This window comes from Fusobacterium perfoetens (assembly GCF_021531475.1).
GTDB lineage: Bacteria > Fusobacteriota > Fusobacteriia > Fusobacteriales > Fusobacteriaceae > Fusobacterium_B.
Genome location: NZ_JADYTX010000004.1, coordinates 1 through 19,370 on the forward strand (window position 1 = coordinate 1; position 19,370 = coordinate 19,370).

The window sequence follows — 19,370 nt, forward strand, 5'->3', positions numbered from 1 at the left end:
TACACTTACCATTTTTTAAACACCAAATAAGGTTGTTTGCTTGTCATATTTCTCTATTCTGTTGTTAATGTCCTTCGTTCCGTATCTCACGGACAAGATTTATTATACCCTACAACTCAAATTTTGTCAACGATATTTTTTTAATTTTATTAAATTTTAAATCTTTTCTTTTAATATCAATGATTTAATTTTTAAATTTTTTATTTTATTTTTAAAAAGTCTATTAAAAAATTTAAATTTTTCTAAATTATTTTAATAAAATTTAATTTTTTTATATTATTTTTTTACAAAAATATATAAAAAAACTAGTGAAAATTTAAAAAGCATAAAATTAAAAATTATTTTTTATCTTATATCTTTAAATAAATTTTTTCAAAAAATAAAAAATGACTCTTAATCCCTTAAAAGTCATATTTTTTATCATAAGTAGGCATCACGTAAGCCGGGTTTTGTATTAGTTAATTATTTATCTAGTCTTATAATCGCTTATAAGCTCAAGCAACTTACCATGAAAGCTGGACGAGCAGCCCTTAACCTTTCTTTCTTAGTCTTGCTCCAGAGGGGGTTTACAAAACATTTTCAGTTTCCTAAAAATTTGGTAGTCTCTTACACCACCTTTTCACCCTTACCATAATGGCGGTTTATTTTCTGTTGCACTTTCCTTAGAATTACTTCCAATAGCCGTTAGCTATCCTCTTTGCTCTATGGAGCCCGGACTTTCCTCTTGGAATTTCCAAGCAATTAACTGTAATACCTACACTACATTATATCACAAAATTTTTACTTTTCTATTTTTTTCTCTAAAATATGTTTTTTTTCTTATTTTTCAATAACTTTATTCGCCTCAAGTTCTTCTTTTTCCTCTTCCTCATCATTTTTTTGAGAAGTTAAAATCTGTTCCATAGCATTTAAAATACTTGTAATATATTCTTCATATTTTTGTTCATACAAATATTTTTGATAATAATCCAAAACGACTCCTATCTCTGTGGATTTATTTTCCATGTTCAAATCTTCTGAAAAATTAAGCTCTGCACCTATTTCATCTTCACTTATTTTTTGAATATTAAAAATTATCGTTTGCTGAGGATCCTCTACTTGAAAACTTTCCTCTCCATTAAAAATATTTACATACAACTTTATCTTTTGATTATTTTCTATTTTTTCTATTACTTTTTCAATTCTTTTTATAGCTTCAGAATTTAAAGTTTTTGTTTCATCTTTTATTCCAGCAAAACTATTAGAAAAAATAATCATAGACAAAATACAATACAATATCTTTTTCATTCTGTCCTCTCTAAATTTTATTAAACACAGGAATATCATTAAATTCTATAATTTCTATTCCTTCAAATTCTTCTAATTCTTTTTTTATAATCTCTCCAAAAAAATGTTCTGTTTCATAATGTCCTATATCTACAATACAAAATCCCTCTTCCATAGCATCTAAAGCTTCGTGATATTTCACATCTCCAGTTATAAGAAGATCTGCTCCCATTTTTTTAGCCTTTCTCCAATAACTACTTCCAGCACCATTTACTATAGCAACTTTTTTTATTAAAAGTTCATCTAGATTTTTTCCTGCCACTCTTAAATTGTTAGTTAAAAAATTTTCTTTTATCCTTTCCAGAAAATCACTAAACTTTATTTTTTCATCTAATGAATAGACACGTCCTATTCCACTTTCATTTTCGTTTATTTCATCTATAATTTTTCCGCCAATCAGATTTAATTTTTTTCCAACATAGTCATTTAAACCATCTTTTGTACTATCAAGATTAGTATGAAGAGAATATACTGCAATATTATTTTCTATCGCTTTTATTATTTTTTCTCCAATAATTGTATCACTATTTATTTTTTTTACTCCCGAAAAAATTATAGGATGATGAGAGATTATCAGATCAACACCATTTTTTACTGCATTATCTATTATTTCCATTGTTACATCTAAAGAAAGTTGGATTTTTTTTATTTCATTTTGTCTTCTACCTATCATAAGACCAACATTATCCCATTCTTCTTTATTAGTCACAGGAAATTTTTTTTCCAAAACTTTTATTATTTCATTTAAAATCATAGAGAAAACATCCTTCCATCTCTTGATGAAATTTTAGAAAGTGCCATTGAAAATAGTGGTTCTCCTTGATTTTTTTCAAGTTTCATCTCTTGTTCTATTTCAAATATTGAGTATCTTTTATCAAGTCCCAATCCAAAATAATATTCAATAGCTTTTATTTCATTTTTTGAAAGTGTAAAAGCTACATCATCTATTGATAAACTTTCTAATTTTTTTATTTTTTGCTCTTTCTCTTCGTTCGTTATTTCAACATCGTCCATATGAGTTTTTGTGAAATAATATAAAAATTCTTGTTTCATTTGTTCAAATCTTTCTTCAATGTAAAAAGACATTTGTCTTCCTGCCCAAATTTTTATATATTTTTTTATATTTCCATTATCATATGAATATCTATTTATAGCCTCTACAGCCCCCATTACACCCTCTTGGATAAGTTCAAGGTATTCTATCCCATCTCTTAAGAAATAAAGAGCTATTTTAGCTATCTCTGTGAAATTATCAACTATTATTTTTTCTTTTGCTTCTTCATCTTCTAAATTATCTGTAAATTCTTCATATTCCTCTTCCGTCAAAGGTTCATAAAGATTTATTTCTTCCAAATAATCTAAAACATTTTCATCACTCATTTCTTCAACAGGTTTTTGAGAAATTAAAAATTCATTTTCTCTTTCCAATTCTAAATCAAATTCTAAATCATCTTTTAAAAATTCGTCAAACTCATTATTATCTCTATACTTTTCAAACACAAACTTCTCAAAATTTTCTAATAACATTTTTTCTCCTTACTTAAAAAATAGGAGCTTTGTAGCTCCTATCTATTATTTTTGTTTAAAATCTTCTAATTTTTTTCTTCTGCTAGGGTGTCTTAATTTTCTAAGAGCTTTCACTTCTATTTGTCTTATTCTTTCTCTTGTAACTTTAAATATTTTTCCAACTTCTTCTAATGTTTTTGGAGCTCCATCTTCAAGACCATATCTGTATCTTAAAACTTGTTTCTCTCTATTATTTAAAGTATTTAAAACTTCGTTAAGTTGCTCTTTTAATAAAACTCTATTAGTTTCTTCATAAGGATTTAACATTTTGTTATCCTCTACGAAATCTCCTAATTCACTATCCTCTTCACTTCCAACTGGAGTTTCAAGAGAGATTGGATCTTGGTTCATCTCTTGGATAGCTTTTACTTTTTCAACTTCTAGATTTAATCTTTTTGCAATTATATCTGGAGTAGCATCTCTTCCTGTTTCTTGAAGATATACTCTAGCTTCTTTTTTGATTTTATTAATTGTTTCTATCATATGAACTGGTATTCTAATAGTTCTACCTTGGTCAGCAATAGCTCTTGTTATTGCTTGTCTTATCCACCAAGTTGCATACGTAGAAAATTTATATCCTTTTGTATATTCAAACTTATCAACAGCTTTCATAAGTCCGATATTTCCTTCTTGAATAAGATCAAGAAGTTTTAAACCTCTATTTGTATGTTTTTTTGCAATACTTACTACTAGTCTTAAGTTTGCCTCAACAAGTTGTTGTGCTGCATACTCGTCACCTTCGTAAGCTCTTTTTGCATAATCTAATTCTTCTGCGTGACTAAGTAATGGAATTTGTCCTATCTCTCTTAAGTACATTTTTATAGGCTCATCTACTCCCATCTCATTTGACATCATTCCACTATAATAATCATCATCTGAAAAATCTTCTTTTGAATAATCATCAAAGTCATCTAAATCCATATCATCAAAGTCATGGAAATCTAAATCATCCAAATCTCCAAAATCATCTTCGTCTAATATATTTTTTCCAGCAAAATCATCATAGTTTCCATAATCTAATGGGTCTTTTTCAGCTTTTTTAGATTTTGAAGAGTCAGCTTTTTTGTTTTTTCTAGCAACCATTTCTTCTTCTTTTATTATCTCAATACCTTGGTCAATCATACCTTCTATTAGTTGCTGTATTTTTTCAACAGAAAGCTCATCTTTTAATTCCCTATTGATTTCTTCATAAGTAATCACTTTGTCTTGTATAGCTTTACGAAGTAAGGCAAGAACTTTTTCATTTGTTATTAATTCTTTTAATCCTTCCATAGATGAGAAGCCTCCTTATAAAATATTATTTTCACTTAGTATCCCCCTAAATTTTTTGTACTTTTCCACTAATTCTACAAAACTTATTTCTGAACCTAGTTCCATTTCTAGTTTTTTTAACTTAAAAGTTAAAAGTAAATCTTTAGATTCTCCCTCTAAAGTTTTTATTTCTTTTAAAAACCAAGATTTATAGATTTCTTTTAACAATTCTTGACGTTTCTTTTCATCTGAATATTCTGTCGAACGAAACATAAGAGTTAAAATCTTATCCCTTTCACTTTCAGTAAATTCCTCTTGCTTTATAAATTCCATAAGCTCCATTGATAACTCTTTTCCCTCTTCTAGATTTTCAAAAAAATAAAATATCTTTTTTGAAAAACTTGACTCAAGAGTTTTATCAAAAAAATACTTAAAAAAATCTATCTGAGAAAAAATGAGCTCAATAGTCATTTCTTCTAATATACTGTGTTCAGCCTGTTTTTCCTTTTCTTTTTTTGAAAAAATTTCAATTTTTTCTTCAACTTTTTTATAAACATTATTGTCAATTAAAGTTTCTTTTAAAAGATTTTTATCTAGATTTGTGTATTTAGCTAATTTATCTAAATACAAACTTCTTTCCAAAATTGATTCTACATTTTTAAAAAATTCTTTAAATCTTGCTATAAATTTTTCTTTAGACATTATATTTGAAAGATCATATTCCTTTGAGTAAAGCTCATATAAAAAATCAAAAATCTCCAAAGAATTTTTTACACACTTTAAAAATGCCTCTTTTCCAAAAGTTTTTAAGTATTCATCTGGATCTTTAGCATTTTCTAATTTTAATACCCTTATATTAAATCCTAAATTTTTAAGAATAAGTGCTGTCCTCTCTGTTGCCATCTGACCAGCACTATCCATATCTAAAGACATAATAACATTATTTGTATATTTTTTTAGCAACTCTCCCTGTTCATAGGTAAAAGCAGTTCCAAGTGAAGCTAGTGCCACATCAAATCCATAACTATGAGCTGAGAGAACATCCATATATCCTTCCATCAACAAAGAATAATTTTTCTTTTTTAATATACTTCCTTTATCTTTTATTCCATAAAGATTTTTTCCTTTTTTGAAAATAGGAGTATCTGGGGAGTTTATATATTTAGGAATCTCTTTACTACTTTCTAAAGTTCTTCCTCCAAAAGCAATTATTCTTCCACTTACAGAATATATAGGAAACATTATCCTATTTCTAAAAGCATCATAAATCCCTTTTTCTCCATTTTTAGCAAGTCCTAACTCCACAATATCATCTTTTTGAAAACCTTTTTTTATAAGGTGATCAAATAATCCACTCCACTCACTTAGAGCATAACCAAGTTGATTTTCTCTTATAACCTTAGGAGAAACACCTCTTTTATTAAGATATTCTAAAGCGATTCTTCCTTGATTTTCAAAAATATTCTCTTGATAATAATTGTGAGCTTCTTCCATTATCTTATAATATTTTTCATTTTCTTCTTTTTGCCTAAAATTTTTATTTTCATAAGCTTTTATTGGGACATTATATTTTTTTGCCAGTTCTCCCACTGCTTCTTCGTAGGAAATTTTGTGATACATAGAATAAAATTTTATTGCATTTCCACCAGCACCACACACAAAACATTTACAAATATTTTTTGTAGGGCTAACTGAAAATGAAGGAGTAGTATCTGGATGAAATGGACAAAGCCCTTTATAATTAGCTCCTGATTTTTTTAGTTCAATCTCATCTCCAACAACTTCTTCTATTCTCAAATGGCTTAATAAATTTTCTATGTCCTCTGACCTATACTTCATTTATTTCTCCCAATTAAAAAGTCTCAAAAGTATATTATAATATATTTTCTTAAAAATATCAATTTATTTTAAGCTCAGCCTAGATTAGAAAGGCAACCTATTTAGGTTGCCTTTATTTTACTTTAATAGATTTTGAATTTCTTCCATTGTTTTTTGAGCTTTATAATCTTTTGTTACTTGCTCTTTAACTTCATCTAAAGTCATTTTTTTACTTTGAACTTCTTTTATTTTTTGGAATACATATATATCTTTTCCAATATTTTTTACAACTACTTTATTTAATGGAGCTTTATATATTTCTTCGGCTAATTCTTCTTTATAACCAATTCCTGGAATATATCCTTGCTCAGTTATTTTTGTAAATAAACTGCTGTCAACATATCTGTCTTTTGGTAAATTTTCAAATTTTATTTCTCCATTTGAAAGTTTTAAAGCTTGTTCCTCTTCTAATTTTACTCTCTCTGCTATAGTTTCAGGAGATACATTAGATTTTACTAATATATGACTTGCTCTAACTGTTTTGTCATCTTCATTTTTTTCTTGTACAAAAATGATATGTGATCCAAAGACTGTATCTACAACTTCAGGATAAATTTCTCCAGCTTTTCCTTTGAAAGCTGCATCAGAAAATTCTGCTACCATATCCTCTTTTGTAAACCAACCTAATTCTCCACCATTTGCTGCACTTGGACATTCTGATTTTTCTTTAGCAATACTTGCAAAATTATCTTTATTAACTGTTTTTAATATCTCTTTTGCTTTTTCATTTGCTATTTTTTTATCAGCATCTGAAGGATTAAGTTTTACATAAGCGATATAAGCATCAGCTGAAGGATAAATATCATATCTCATTCTATTTGCTTCAAAGAATTTGTTTAATTCTTCATCATTAACTACAACTTGACTTTCTAATTTAGAGTATAATTTTTCATAAGCTTCTTTTACTTTTAATGATACTGGTAAATCTTTTGCTATTTCAATTCCATTATCTTCCGCTGCTTTAACCATTTTTACTTGACTTTCTATAAATTTATCTGTTTCTTCTTTAGCAGCTTCTTTTTCTAGTCCATTACTTATAAAAGTAATATAGATTTTACTGTAATCTACATTTGTAAATTCTACTCCATCTTTTTCAACTTGTACTTTTTCCATATATTTATCAAACTCTTGATTTACATCAGAAAGCACCATTTTGTCTTTTAATTTTTCTAGCTCTTGTTGATATAAATCGTTTGCTTTTTCTTGAATTAAATATTGTTTAACTCTTTCTTTTACATCTTCTAATGGTAAACCTTGGAAAAGATAGAATTTATTTTCTTCATAGTATTTTCCAATTTCTTCATCAGTAACTGTTACTTGAGATCCAATAACTTCTCTAGCTTTGATACTTCTCATACTTTTCTCTAATTCTTTTTTCAAAGAAGCTTTTGTATATCCTTGAGCTGTAAGCATTCTTTTAAATTGCTCTTTGTCTTTAAAATTAGATTCAATATTTTGATACTCATTATTGATATCTTTAGATGAAATTTTTATTTTTAAACTATCTGCTAATTCTTGAGCTAGTTCATTTTCAACTACTTGATTTAGAGCTAACACTCCTATAATATCTTCATCTATTTCATTTCTAAAGTTATTAGCCAACATACTTTTACTTCTCATTACATCTTCTAATTTAACTTTATTTCCGTTAATTTTAAAAGCGTAATTTTTAGTAGTTGTGTAGCTCATTTGATTCATAACATATAGAGCTGCTGATGACACAGCAAAAGCTATCGTAATCACTAAGGTAATAACTTTCATTCTTTGTCTAAATTTTCTAATAGCCATTTTTTAATCAGACCTCTCTTCTAGTTTTTATTTGTCATCTAATTTGTATTTTCTTATTTTTTCGTATAGAGTTGTTCTTCCAATTCCTAAGATTTTAGCTGTTTCTTGTTTATTCCATCTAGTTCTTTGAAGAGCCATAGCTATAACAACTCTTTCTACGTCATCTAAACTAAATATTTCTTTTTCTAATATCTCTTTAAGTGGTCCGATTCCAGATACTGTTTTATTTTCTACTGTATCAGATTTCATTTTTATTTCAAGTGGAAGATTTTCAATTCCGATTATTCTATCATCAGAAAGGATTATCATTCTTTCTAACATATTTCTTAATTCTCTAATATTTCCAGGGAAAGCATATTCTAATAGATATTTCATTACTTCTCCAGAAAGTACAGGAATTGGTTTATTAAGGTCTTTTGAAATTCCATTTAAGAAGTAGTTAGCAAGTAATGGTATATCTTCTCTTCTATCTCTTAAAGGTGGAACTTCTATTTTAAATCCATTTAATCTGTGATATAGATCTTTTCTGAATTTTCCTTTTTCTATTTCATCTCTTAAATCTTTATCAGTAGAAACTATAAATCTTACATCAGCTCTTTTTGCTCTAGTTCCTCCAACTTTTCTATATTCTCCATATTCAATAACTTTTAATATTCTTGATTGGATTTTGATATCTATTCCAGCTATCTCATCTATAAATAAAGTTCCTCCATCAATTTCTTCAAGGATACCTTTTTTGCTAGATATTGCTCCTGAGAAAGCACCTCTTTCATATCCGAATAGTTCTCTTTCTAATACTTCACTTGTCATTGTTCCACAGTTAAGTGTATAGAAATCTTTCTTTCTTCTGTCGCTTTTTCTATATATTTCTCTAGCTACTAAAGTTTTTCCAACTCCAGCTTCTCCAGTAATTAATATTGGTAAATCTGTTGCTGCCATTTTTTCAACTTTAGATTTTACTTCTTTAATTTTTACTGATTGTCCGATTATTTCTCTTTCTTCTTCTAATTCAGCAATTTTTTCTTTTAATTTTTTATATTTTTTTACATTTTCTATGTTAGCTAAAGCTGGTTTTACAAGTTTTACAATTTCTTCACCATTTATTGGTTTTAAAGCGTAGCTGTAAATTCCTGCTTTTTCTAATTCATCTAAAACTTCATCATTTTCTTCATCTATTAATCCTATTGTAACAAATTCTTTTCCAAGTCCGTTTAATTTTTTCTTTGCATCTACAAAGTTGAACCAAGTTAAATATTGGTCTAATAATACTACATCAAAATCACTTTCTCTTAACATATCTAATCCATCTAATAGATTGTTAAAAGTTATAACTTCATAATACTTTAATAACTCTTTTCTAATGTCTTTTAATACTTCTTTTCTCTCAGATATTGCTAATACTGATTGTTTCATCAATTACCTCCTGTTTTTTTCAAATATCAATATGCTTAAAAATATTTACAAACTGTTTCAATTCTTTCTCTATGTATTATAATAGTTTTTTTGTGTTTTTTCAAGATTTTTTTTAAAATAATGTCCCTTGAATATTTTTTACGTTTAGTTTGTGAACTGTAATTTTATAATTTTTTTTGCTTTTTTATTTTAGAAGATTTGTAAAATCATTTGCTGTTATGAAAATAATCAAAATGAATATTAATATTATTCCTGTATAATGAATTTTTTCTTCTATTTTTTTATTTATTTTAATTTTTAAAAATTCTAGAAGCACAAATATTATTCTTCCACCATCAAGAGCTGGGAAAGGAAGCAGATTAAATATTCCAATATTTACTGAAAGTATTGCTGTAAGCCACACTAAAGTACCTATTCCCATTTTACTAGCTTCTCCTACAATATTTATAATCCCAATAGGTCCACTTATCTCTTCTCTTTTTACTCCACCTGTAACCATCATTTTAAGACTTGTTAAAATATTTCCAAATATCTCTTTGAATCCGTCCCAAGCAAGTCCCAAACTTTCTCCAAATCCAAATCTATTTATTGTATACTCTGGAGAAATTCCTAAAAAATATTTATCTATTTTTTCATCTTTTATTAAATGAACTTTTATTTCTTCAGTTTTTCCATCTCTTTGAACTAAAACTTTCTTTTCTTCAGATTTATTTTCTAAAGAGTTAACTGTTTTCTTTATATCCAACCAGTTATTTATTTTTTTGCCATCTATCTCTAAAATCAAATCTCCTTTTTTTAAAGAGTTTATATTTTCATGTTTTACTATGCTTCCTACAACTGCTTTTTCATTTATTTGAATCTCACCTTTTGAAAATATCATTCCAAATAAAAGGCAATAAGCAAGTAAGAAATTCATAAAAACTCCAGCTATCAAAACTATAAATCTTTGATAAGCTGGCCTTTGATTAAATCCATCTTCACTTTTATCTTCAATATCCATTCCTTTTATATTTACATATCCACCGATAGGAATTGATCTAAATGAATATTTTGTTCTCAGTCCTTCATATGTATATACCTCTGTTCCCATTCCTATGGAAAACTCTTCAACTGGAATTTTAAATAATCTTGCACTTAAGAAATGTCCCAACTCATGTATCAAAATTATGACTCCTAGTATTAAAAGAGATATTAAAATTTTCATCTATTTTTCCTCCAAACAACTACTTACCAATTTATAAATCTCTTCTGAAATCTCCTCAATAGTTTTCAATCTGTCATTTTCTACACAGCAAACTTCTGACCAACCTTGTTTTTTAGCTATTTCACAAGCATTTTCATAGGATTTTTTTAGATACTCTTCATCTCTTTCATGAATATCCTTTTTTACTTCGCCATTTATTTTATTTTTTCTATGTTCCATTAACATTTTAGCATATTTATGTGGCATATTTATGAAAATTACTAAATCCGCTCTAGGAATTCCTATTTTTTCAAACTCCAAATCATCTAACCATTTTATATATTTTTCTTTTTCTTGTGGATCAGATATTTTTGAAGCTTGGTGAATAATATTAGATTGAACATATCTATCTGTTACAATAACTCCATCTGAATTATAAAATTCTTCCCAATCTTTTTTAAAAGATGCGTATCTATCTATGGCATACATAGTTGAAATTGGATAAGGATTTACTTTTAAAGGATTTTCTCCAAATTCTCCAGCAAGATACATTTTTACAGGCTCACAAGCTGGACTTTCATAATTTGGAAAAGTTATTTTTTTTACTTTTAACCCTTTTTCCTCTAATTTTTCATATAATTTTTTTGTTTGAGTTTCTTTTCCGCTTGAATCTGTTCCCTCTATAACAATTAATTTTCCCATTTTTTCTCCTAGTCTAAATTTGAATAGTTATCATAAACCCATTTTCTTGTAGCTTGATCTATTCTTAGTATTGAATCTAAATTATCTATCTCTTCAACTTCGTGATTATCAATAGCTTTTTCTATTATTTTATAAATATCTAAAAATTTTATTTTTTTATTCAAAAATAAGTCAACTGCTATTTCATTAGCTGCATTTAAAACTGTTGGCATAGATTTTCCTATTCTTCCAGCTTTATATGCTAAATCAAGACCTTTAAAAACTTCTCTGTCTGGTGCTTCAAAAGTTAAATTTCCCACTTTTAAAAGATCTAAAGTGTCCAAACAATTGTTTTGTATTCTATCTGGATAAGTAAATGCAAGTTGAATTGGAAGTTTCATATCAGTTACTCCAAGTTGAGCGATAACTGCGTTATCATCATATTCTACAAGTGAGTGAACTATACTTTGTGGATGAATTACAACTTTTATCTTATCATAATCCATTCCAAAAAGTTGATGTGCTTCTATTACTTCAAGTCCTTTATTTACCAAAGTTGAAGAATCTACAGTTATTTTTCTTCCCATTGACCAGTTAGGATGTTTTAGAGCTTGTTCTACTTTTACATCTTTTAAATCTTCTAATTTTTTTCCTCTAAAAGTTCCACCACTAGCAGTTATTATAAGATTTTTTACTTGAGATTTTTTTCCAGCCATCAAAGATTGAAATATAGCTGAGTGTTCACTGTCAACTGGTATTATCTCTGATTTTGGATTTTCTTTTAAAAGTTTATTAATATAATCTCCACCAGCTACCATTGTTTCTTTATTAGCTAGTGCTATTCTTTTACCAAGTTTTATAGCTTCAGATGTAGCTTCTATTCCGATAGCTCCTATTACAGCTACCAAAATTATATCCATTTCCTCTATCTGTCCAAGTTTTTTTAATCCTTCACGTCCAACATAAACCTTTACTTCTGGAAATTTTTCTTCTATTATTCTTTTTCCCTCTTCAGTTCCTATTGAAACATATTTTGGTTTAAATTCCTCAATTTGTTCACAAATTAATTTATGATTTGAATTGGCACTAAGACCGATTACATTAAATTCCTCTTTTTTATTTCTTATAATCTCCAAAGCGTTTGTCCCTATACTTCCTGTTGAACCTAAAATAACTATATTTTTCATAAAATCCTCACCACTAATCTACAAATATTTTTAAAATATAATATGCCATTGGTATGACAAATATCATACTGTCAAATCTATCTAATATTCCTCCGTGTTCTCCAAGTATTCTACTAGAATCTTTTATTTTAAACTCTCTTTTAAACATTGATTCAGCTAAGTCACCAATCTGTGCCACAAGACTTACAAAAAATCCTAAAATTACTATTGCAAAATTATTAACTGACAAATTAAAAAATCTATTTATCAAAAGTATTCCAATGATTGTAAATACAATTCCACCAATAGCTCCCTCTTTTGATTTTTTAGGACTTATAGCAGAAAATCCTTCTTTGAAAAATTTTCTTCCAGTAGCCATTCCAACAAAATATGCAGCACTATCACATAACCAAACCATAATTTGAGTAGCAATAAGCCACTTCCAACCATTTTCTAAATTTTGAAATAAAAGTATATGGCTAAACATCAAAGAAATATAAACAACTCCTAAAAGTGTTGTTCCTATATCTTTAGAGGTATTCTCTACTTGGTTATTAATAACTCTTATTCCAAGAATTAAAATTAAAAATATTATTAATGCTCCTACTCCTGTTTCAATACCTTTAAAATAAATTATATTTGGTAGTAAAACTCCTGCTACCAAACCAATATTTTTGTAAGGTTTTATTCCAATTGCCTCTGACATTCTATAAAATTCAAAAAGCCCTATCCCCACTATTATATTAGTCAAAGCTAAAAGATAAATTCCACCGCTATAATATATAAACATTAAAGCTGGTATTCCTAATAAAGCTATTAGTATTCTATTTATCATCTATACGCCCTCCAAATCTTCTCTCTCTTTTATTATAACTTTCTATAGCTTTATCCAACTCTTTTTCATCAAAATCTGGCCAATAAACATCTGTAATATAAATTTCTGAGTATGCCAATTGCCATAATAAAAAGTTTGATATTCTAAACTCTCCACTGGTTCTTATTATAAGCTCTGGATCTGGAATATCATTATAAAGAAATTTTGAAAAATTCTCTTCTGTTATTTCCTCTCCCATTTCCTTAGCTTTTTTTATTGCATCTATAATTTCAGCTCTTCCACCATAGTTAAAAGCAATATTAAGAGTCATTTTATAATCTTTTGAAGTTTCTTTTTCTAATTCTCTTATAGCTTTTAATAAACTTTCGCTAACTCCCTCTTCTCTTCCTGACACCATAAATCTAACTTTATTTTCTAAAAGCATTTTCTTTTCAGAGTTTATATAAGTTTTAAAAAGTGTCATCAAAGCACTTACTTCCTCTTGAGATCTTTTCCAATTCTCTGTTGAAAAAGCATAAACTGTAAGATATTTTACCCCAATATTTCCACAATATTTTACAATTTTTCTTAAAGTATCTGCTCCAGCTTTGTGTCCAAATACTCTAGGTCTATTTTTTCCTTTTGCCCATCTTCCATTTCCGTCCATAATAATGGCTATATGATTTGGTATATTTAACATTTTATCCAAATTATCACCTCACTTACTCTAAATTTTATCATATCTATTGTTTTTTTTCCATACAATATTTTATAACTTAACTTATTTTTGCTCTAAGAATTCCAACTCCTAAAAGAATATATATGATTCCCGAAATCTTTTTCATTTTAGTAGAAAATCTTGAATCTTTATTAAAAAATTTTAAAACTTCTCCTGAAAAAATAGCAAGTATTACTCCATAAATACTACTTGTTATACAAAAACTTATCCCTAGTAAAATAAAAGGTAAAATTCCGTATTGATTGTTTTCGTTAATAAATTGTGGCAGAAAAGCTAAGAAAAAAAGTGCTACTTTAGGATTTAATATATTTGTAATCACTCCTTGAAAATATATCTCTTTTATATTTTCAATTTTATTTTCTCTGCTTTCTTCTAAAGAACTCTTATCCATTATTGATTTTATCCCCATATAAATAAGATAAACTGCTCCCAAAGTTTTTATAATATTAAAAGCTAGTATTGACTTTGATAAAACAGCCGAAAGACCAAAAGCCACTAAAATAGTATGAATTAATACTCCAGTTGATATTCCAAACACAGATATTATTCCAGATTTTTTTCCACCAGATAAAGTTTTTCCTAAAATATACATTGTATCTGCACCGGGAGTAAAATGTAATATTATACAAGATGATACAAAAACTATAAAATTTACTATTCCAAACATTATTTCTCCTTAATTATTATCATCATTTTATTATTTTTAATGTTATTTACATCATTATAACATACTTTATAATTTATTTTTATAAATCCAATTAAAAATAATAAAAATAAGGGTGCTCGTTTGAGTCACCCCTATTATATTTTATTTCTTGAGATTATATTCCAAAATTAGAATCTAACAAATAATGGAACTAATACTAGAGAAACTATTGTCATAAGTTTGATTAAGATATTTAAAGCTGGACCAGAAGTATCTTTGAATGGGTCTCCAACAGTATCTCCAACAACTGCTGCTTTATGTCTGTCAGAACCTTTTTTATCTCCTTTGTATCCACCTTCGATTTGTTTTTTACCGTTATCCCAAGCTCCTCCAGCATTTGCCATCATGATAGCCATTAAGATACCAGTAACTAGAGAACCAGCAAGTAATCCTCCTAAAGCTTCAACTGACCAAAGTCCTACTACAACTGGAGCAACTATTGCTAAAACTCCAGGAACGATCATTTGTTTTAATGAAGAGTGAGTAGAGATTTCAACACATCTTCTGTAGTCAGGTTTAGCTTTTTTCTCCATGATTCCAGGTATTTCTCTGAATTGTCTTCTAACTTCTTCAACCATTTCCATAGCTGCTTTTCCAACTGCTGTCATAGTTAAAGCAGAGAATAAGAATGTTAACATACCTCCGATGAATAATCCAACGATTACATCTGGGTTAGTAACTTCGATTTGTAATTCTTCTGGAGTTAAGTTGTTAACTGCTTCTCTATAAGATGCAAATAATGATAAAGCTGTTAAAGCTGCAGATCCAACTGCAAATCCTTTTCCAACTGCTGCTGTTGAGTTTCCAACTGCGTCAAGTTTATCTGTACATTCTCTAACTTCAGGTGGTAATTCAGACATTTCTGCGATTCCTCCAGCGTTGTCTGCTACTGGTCCGTAAGCGTCAACTGCTACAACCATTCCTGTAGTTGCTAACATTCCAACTGCTGCGATAGCGATTCCGTATAATCCAGCTGTTTTGAATGCAACTAAGATAGATCCAGATATAATTAAGATAGGTGCTACTGTAGATTCCATTCCAACTGCTAATCCTTCGATGATAGCTGTTGCTGCTCCAGTTGCTGCTGCGTCAGAAATTCTGTTAACTGCAGTCTTTCCAGTATCTGTGTAGATTCCTGTGAAGTAAGCAATTAAGATTCCTGCTACAAGTCCTGCAACGATAGCCCAGAATACACCCATTGGTAATGTTAACATTTTTATAATTCCAAATGAAGCGATTATTGTTAAGATTCCTGCTATTCTTGTTCCACCTTCTAATTTAGCGTGAACTTTTGAAGGGTCGTTAGTTTTAACAGTTACTGTTGCAAGTATAGATGCGATGATTCCACAAGCTGATAATAAGATTGGTGCGATAACATATCCGTTATTTCCTAATTCTTTAGCTGTTAAGAATCCTAATGTAACTGCAGCGATTATTGATCCAACATAAGATTCAAATAAGTCTGCTCCCATTCCAGCAACGTCTCCAACGTTATCTCCAACGTTGTCAGCGATTGTAGCTGGGTTTCTAGGGTCATCTTCAGGGATTCCTGCTTCTACTTTACCAACTAAGTCTGCTCCAACGTCTGCAGCTTTAGTGTAGATTCCTCCTCCAACTCTTGCGAATAATGCGATTGAAGAAGCTCCCATTCCAAATCCTGTTAAGTCAGCAAATGCTGTTGCATCTTGACCGAAAACTAAGATTAAAATAGATAACATTAACATTCCTAATCCAACAACTGAAAGTCCCATAACAGCTCCACCAGAGAATGCAACGTCAAGAGCTTTTGCAAGTCCTCCTTCTTTAGCTGCTATTGATGTTCTTCCGTTTGCTTTAGTAGCTATTCTCATTCCGATGTTTCCAGCTAAAGCTGAAGTGATAGCTCCTAATACGAATGCGATTGCTGTATTCATAGAGATGAATACTCCTAAAGCTATTGCTACTGCAACAACGAACCAAACTAAGATTTTATACTCAGCTACTAAGAAAGCCATAGCTCCTTCTCTGATAGCTTCTGTAATCTCAGCTACTCTTGGAATGTTAATTTGATAACTTTCCACTTTTTTAGAATAGAAGAATGCTGCTAGTAAAGCAACGATTCCTGCACCTATTCCTAGATACAAAATTTGTTCCATTTCAAACCTCCTAAAATTTTTTCATACCATATTATTATATTAATTTATTGAAATAATTTCAAGTATTTTCTTTCTAAATTTTAAAGTTTTTTGTCTTAAGTAAACTATCATCTTTTTTCACTATTAGGACTTCTACATTATTTTTTTCACAAAACTCTAGTATTTTGTCATCACTCATGCCAAAAAAGCTTGTAGAATAAATATCTGCCATAAATCCTGAATCACAAATTACAACTACCATCTTTTTATTTTCAATTGGATAACCAGTAAATTTATTCATAATATGATGATATTTTTTTCCTTTAATTTCTATATAAGTTTGATAGTCACCTGAGACCCCCATAGCCCGATTCTGGATTTCTACAACTCCTAGTCTGTTTTCTGGATTTTTAGGATCTTGTACTCCTACTCTCCAAGGTGTCCCATCACTTTTTGTACCAATAGTAACAATACTTGAAATAGAAGAGATAAATCCACTTTTTATGTTATTAGCAATCAGAACTTCTTTTGCTTTCTCAAGAGCATAACCTTTTAAGAAAGAACCTGTGTCTATTTTCTCTTCACCATTTACAATAAATTTATTACTTCTTATTTCTACTTTTGAAAAATCTATTTTTTTCATTACTTCTTTTAATTCATCAGGTGTTGGAACTTCTATTCTCTCTTCTGTTCCAAATCCCCATAAATCTAAAAGAGGTCCTATTGTAATATCATAAGCTCCATCTGTTACTTTATACATCTTTTCAATCTCTTTAAAGATATATACTCCTTCTTCATCTAAATCTATTTCTTTGTTTTTAGATTCATTGAGCTTATAAATTATAGAGTTTTCATTTTTACTATTATATTTATTATCTATTCTCTCAATCTCTTTAAAGGCTTTTTCCATAGCATTATTTGCTTTTGATTCATTTTCAGAGTAAACAATCATTTGGATATATGTTCCAAATAAAAATCTCTCTTGAGAAAATCTTTTTTCTTTAGGTTGACCACAACCAACCAAAACTCCAAGAATAATAAATATAAAAATTTTAAAGATATTATTCTTCAACTTGATCTTTCTCATAAGTATAAGTTATTTTTCCCTCAACTAATTCTTTAAATACTTTTTTCATTAAAGTATCTTTTTTATTAGCTTTTACTAAAAGAGGTTTTCCTTTTATTAATTCTCTCATTCTTTTTCCAGTAGTTATTGTTAGTATGTATTTGTTAGGTATTTTTTCTAAAAGTCCATCATAAGTTATTTCAGTTTTCATTATTTCATCTCTCCTTTACTTTTAATAATATTTATTAACTCTTCACAAGATTTTTCAACAGTGTAATTAACTATAGAAGTATCATATTTTTCTTCATATTTTAATTCTTCTAAAGAATTTTTTAGTCTTAATTGAATTGTTTCTTCGCTGTCAGTTTTTCTTCCTCTAAGTCTTTCTTCCAATTCTTTTCTAGTTGGAGTTTTAAAAAATATCATATTAGCATCTGGATATTTTTCTTTTACTTGCAATCCACCTTGTACATCTATTTCAAGAATAACATTTTCTCCATTAGCTAAACGACTTTCAACTTCTGATTTTAAAGTTCCATAATAATTTTCATGAACTTTAGCATATTCCAAAAATTCTCCATTAGCTAATCTTTTTTCAAATTCAGGTATTGTTAAAAAATAATAATCTTTCCCGTCTACTTCTCCAACTCTTGGTTTTCTAGTTGTAGCAGAAGTAGCTAAGTTTATATTTAACATCTTCCTAACAAGTCTACATATTGTAGATTTTCCTGCTCCACTTGGTCCTGAAACTACAAACAAATGTCCTTTACTCATAATTTATACTCCTTCTTAGTTTTATAAAACTACTCTATATTCATCGCTTGTTCTCTTATTTTTTCTATTTCATTTTTACATTCAACAACTATTTTAGATATTTCATATGAACTACATTTTACCCCTGTAGTATTTAATTCTCTAAATATCTCTTGAAGTATAAAATCTATTTTCTTTCCTACTACTTTTTCAGATGAAGTAAGTTCTATTTCTAATTGTTTTAGATGACTATCAAGTCTTGAAATTTCTTCTGAAATATCACTTCTATCTGTAAAAAGAAGTATCTCTTTTAAAATATCTTCTTCATTAAAAGTTACTTCTCCTCTTATTGAATCAAGTCTTTTTAAAAGTTTTTCTTTATATATTCCTACCACTTGTTCTTTATGTTTTTTTATTATCTCAACTCTTTCTTTTATAAAAGCAAGTCTTTCTAAGAAATATTCTTTTAATCTTGCTCCCTCAGTATCTTTAAATACTAAAAACTCATCAAGTAATTCATCAAGTTTTGAAATAATAATCTCTTCATAATCGTTAGTATCATTTTCTTTTCTTTTGATAACATTGAAATTTCTTATTAGATAATCCATTTTATTAGTGAACTTATCATTAAATCTTTCTTCCATATCAGTTAAAACTTTTAGATAAGCTTCACAGATTTTTTCATCATATTCAAAAAGATTATCTAAATCTCTTCTATCTTCAAAATCTATTTTTAAATCTATGCTACCTCTTGTTACTTTTTCTCCTACATTGGTTCTTATTTTACTTTCTAGAAAGTTCAAGACAGTAGGCATTTTTATTTTTAAATTGAGATTTTTATTATTTACACTCTTAATCTCCATATCTATTACAAAGTCTTCACTTTGATATGAGATTTTTGAGTAACCAGTCATACTTCTCATTGA

Annotated in this window: 18 protein-coding genes and 1 other RNA gene; all 19 read right to left on the minus strand. The window is 28.2% G+C overall.

What is annotated here, in order from left to right; genetic code table 11:
• Positions 1-422: 422 nt before the first annotated feature.
• The 19 genes from rnpB to I6E15_RS01610 all read right to left on the minus strand — a co-directional run bounded on the left by rnpB (position 423) and on the right by I6E15_RS01610 (position 19,367).
• Positions 423-758, minus strand: an RNA gene (gene rnpB / locus I6E15_RS01520) — RNase P RNA component class A.
• Positions 759-819: 61 nt separating this feature from the next.
• The gene (locus I6E15_RS01525; RefSeq protein WP_235243662.1) at positions 820-1,287 is read right to left on the minus strand and encodes a hypothetical protein; all 468 of its coding nucleotides are present in this window, start codon (positions 1,285-1,287) and stop codon (positions 820-822) included.
• 10 nt (positions 1,288-1,297) lie between these two features.
• Complete coding sequence (locus I6E15_RS01530) at positions 1,298-2,080, minus strand: Nif3-like dinuclear metal center hexameric protein (RefSeq protein ID WP_235243663.1); 783 nt, start codon at positions 2,078-2,080, stop codon at positions 1,298-1,300.
• Positions 2,077-2,853 (minus strand): sigma factor, encoded by a 777-nt coding sequence (locus I6E15_RS01535; protein WP_235243664.1) that lies wholly within the window; start codon positions 2,851-2,853, stop codon positions 2,077-2,079. Before I6E15_RS01535 ends, I6E15_RS01530 begins: the two co-directional genes overlap by 4 nt.
• A gap of 45 nt (positions 2,854-2,898) precedes the next feature.
• Complete coding sequence (rpoD, locus tag I6E15_RS01540) at positions 2,899-4,164, minus strand: RNA polymerase sigma factor RpoD (protein ID WP_177161811.1); 1,266 nt, start codon at positions 4,162-4,164, stop codon at positions 2,899-2,901.
• Positions 4,165-4,179: 15 nt separating this feature from the next.
• Positions 4,180-5,982, minus strand: a complete 1,803-nt coding sequence (gene dnaG / locus I6E15_RS01545) for a DNA primase (protein WP_235243665.1) — start codon at positions 5,980-5,982, stop codon at positions 4,180-4,182.
• Positions 5,983-6,099: 117 nt separating this feature from the next.
• Positions 6,100-7,809: a peptidylprolyl isomerase gene (locus I6E15_RS01550; RefSeq protein WP_235243666.1), complete on the minus strand. Its 1,710-nt coding sequence runs from the start codon at positions 7,807-7,809 to the stop codon at positions 6,100-6,102.
• A gap of 27 nt (positions 7,810-7,836) precedes the next feature.
• Positions 7,837-9,222 (minus strand): sigma-54-dependent transcriptional regulator, encoded by a 1,386-nt coding sequence (locus tag I6E15_RS01555; RefSeq protein WP_177161808.1) that lies wholly within the window; start codon positions 9,220-9,222, stop codon positions 7,837-7,839.
• Between the two features lie 184 nt (positions 9,223-9,406).
• The gene (locus tag I6E15_RS01560) at positions 9,407-10,426 is read right to left on the minus strand and encodes a M50 family metallopeptidase (protein ID WP_235243667.1); all 1,020 of its coding nucleotides are present in this window, start codon (positions 10,424-10,426) and stop codon (positions 9,407-9,409) included.
• Positions 10,427-11,107, minus strand: coding sequence for a dTMP kinase (locus I6E15_RS01565; protein ID WP_177161806.1), 681 nt, complete (start codon positions 11,105-11,107; stop codon positions 10,427-10,429). It lies immediately after the preceding gene.
• 8 nt (positions 11,108-11,115) lie between these two features.
• The gene (locus tag I6E15_RS01570; RefSeq protein WP_235243668.1) at positions 11,116-12,273 is read right to left on the minus strand and encodes a 1-deoxy-D-xylulose-5-phosphate reductoisomerase; all 1,158 of its coding nucleotides are present in this window, start codon (positions 12,271-12,273) and stop codon (positions 11,116-11,118) included.
• A 13-nt stretch (positions 12,274-12,286) separates the two neighbouring features.
• Positions 12,287-13,087: a phosphatidate cytidylyltransferase gene (locus I6E15_RS01575; RefSeq protein ID WP_235243669.1), complete on the minus strand. Its 801-nt coding sequence runs from the start codon at positions 13,085-13,087 to the stop codon at positions 12,287-12,289.
• A complete protein-coding gene (locus I6E15_RS01580; protein ID WP_414146500.1) occupies positions 13,077-13,766 on the minus strand; it encodes an isoprenyl transferase in 690 nt (229 codons plus the stop codon). The genes I6E15_RS01575 and I6E15_RS01580 overlap by 11 nt, the downstream gene beginning before the upstream one ends.
• Positions 13,767-13,842: 76 nt before the next feature.
• A complete protein-coding gene (locus tag I6E15_RS01585) occupies positions 13,843-14,472 on the minus strand; it encodes a LysE family translocator (RefSeq protein ID WP_235243670.1) in 630 nt (209 codons plus the stop codon).
• Positions 14,473-14,639: 167 nt separating this feature from the next.
• On the minus strand, positions 14,640-16,646 hold the full coding sequence (locus tag I6E15_RS01590; RefSeq protein ID WP_177161801.1) for a sodium-translocating pyrophosphatase: 2,007 nt from the start codon (positions 16,644-16,646) through the stop codon (positions 14,640-14,642).
• 73 nt (positions 16,647-16,719) lie between these two features.
• Positions 16,720-17,703 carry an FAD:protein FMN transferase gene (locus I6E15_RS01595; RefSeq protein WP_419180942.1) on the minus strand — a complete coding sequence of 328 codons (984 nt, stop codon included), beginning with the start codon at positions 17,701-17,703 and terminating at the stop codon, positions 16,720-16,722.
• Complete coding sequence (gene rpoZ / locus I6E15_RS01600; RefSeq protein WP_177161799.1) at positions 17,687-17,902, minus strand: DNA-directed RNA polymerase subunit omega; 216 nt, start codon at positions 17,900-17,902, stop codon at positions 17,687-17,689. Before rpoZ ends, I6E15_RS01595 begins: the two co-directional genes overlap by 17 nt.
• A complete protein-coding gene (gmk, locus tag I6E15_RS01605) occupies positions 17,902-18,465 on the minus strand; it encodes a guanylate kinase (protein WP_177161798.1) in 564 nt (187 codons plus the stop codon). Before gmk ends, rpoZ begins: the two co-directional genes overlap by 1 nt.
• Before the next feature lie 29 nt (positions 18,466-18,494).
• Complete coding sequence (locus tag I6E15_RS01610) at positions 18,495-19,367, minus strand: YicC/YloC family endoribonuclease (RefSeq protein WP_177161797.1); 873 nt, start codon at positions 19,365-19,367, stop codon at positions 18,495-18,497.
• Positions 19,368-19,370: the final 3 nt, after the last annotated feature.

Excerpts from the sequence above, each read along its gene's own strand:
- I6E15_RS01525 (WP_235243662.1), bottom strand. The coding sequence starts at position 1,287 with ATGAAAAAGATATTGTATTGTATTTTGTCTATGATTATTTTTTCTAAT.
- I6E15_RS01530 (WP_235243663.1), bottom strand. The coding sequence starts at position 2,080 with ATGATTTTAAATGAAATAATAAAAGTTTTGGAAAAAAAATTTCCTGTG.
- I6E15_RS01535 (WP_235243664.1), bottom strand. The coding sequence starts at position 2,853 with ATGTTATTAGAAAATTTTGAGAAGTTTGTGTTTGAAAAGTATAGAGAT.
- rpoD (WP_177161811.1), bottom strand. The coding sequence starts at position 4,164 with ATGGAAGGATTAAAAGAATTAATAACAAATGAAAAAGTTCTTGCCTTA.
- dnaG (WP_235243665.1), bottom strand. The coding sequence starts at position 5,982 with ATGAAGTATAGGTCAGAGGACATAGAAAATTTATTAAGCCATTTGAGA.
- I6E15_RS01550 (WP_235243666.1), bottom strand. The coding sequence starts at position 7,809 with ATGGCTATTAGAAAATTTAGACAAAGAATGAAAGTTATTACCTTAGTG.
- I6E15_RS01555 (WP_177161808.1), bottom strand. The coding sequence starts at position 9,222 with ATGAAACAATCAGTATTAGCAATATCTGAGAGAAAAGAAGTATTAAAA.
- I6E15_RS01560 (WP_235243667.1), bottom strand. The coding sequence starts at position 10,426 with ATGAAAATTTTAATATCTCTTTTAATACTAGGAGTCATAATTTTGATA.
- I6E15_RS01565 (WP_177161806.1), bottom strand. The coding sequence starts at position 11,107 with ATGGGAAAATTAATTGTTATAGAGGGAACAGATTCAAGCGGAAAAGAA.
- I6E15_RS01570 (WP_235243668.1), bottom strand. The coding sequence starts at position 12,273 with ATGAAAAATATAGTTATTTTAGGTTCAACAGGAAGTATAGGGACAAAC.
- I6E15_RS01575 (WP_235243669.1), bottom strand. The coding sequence starts at position 13,087 with ATGATAAATAGAATACTAATAGCTTTATTAGGAATACCAGCTTTAATG.
- I6E15_RS01580 (WP_414146500.1), bottom strand. The coding sequence starts at position 13,766 with ATGTTAAATATACCAAATCATATAGCCATTATTATGGACGGAAATGGA.
- I6E15_RS01585 (WP_235243670.1), bottom strand. The coding sequence starts at position 14,472 with ATGTTTGGAATAGTAAATTTTATAGTTTTTGTATCATCTTGTATAATA.
- I6E15_RS01590 (WP_177161801.1), bottom strand. The coding sequence starts at position 16,646 with ATGGAACAAATTTTGTATCTAGGAATAGGTGCAGGAATCGTTGCTTTA.
- rpoZ (WP_177161799.1), bottom strand. The coding sequence starts at position 17,902 with ATGAAAACTGAAATAACTTATGATGGACTTTTAGAAAAAATACCTAAC.
- gmk (WP_177161798.1), bottom strand. The coding sequence starts at position 18,465 with ATGAGTAAAGGACATTTGTTTGTAGTTTCAGGACCAAGTGGAGCAGGA.
- I6E15_RS01610 (WP_177161797.1), bottom strand. The coding sequence starts at position 19,367 with ATGAGAAGTATGACTGGTTACTCAAAAATCTCATATCAAAGTGAAGAC.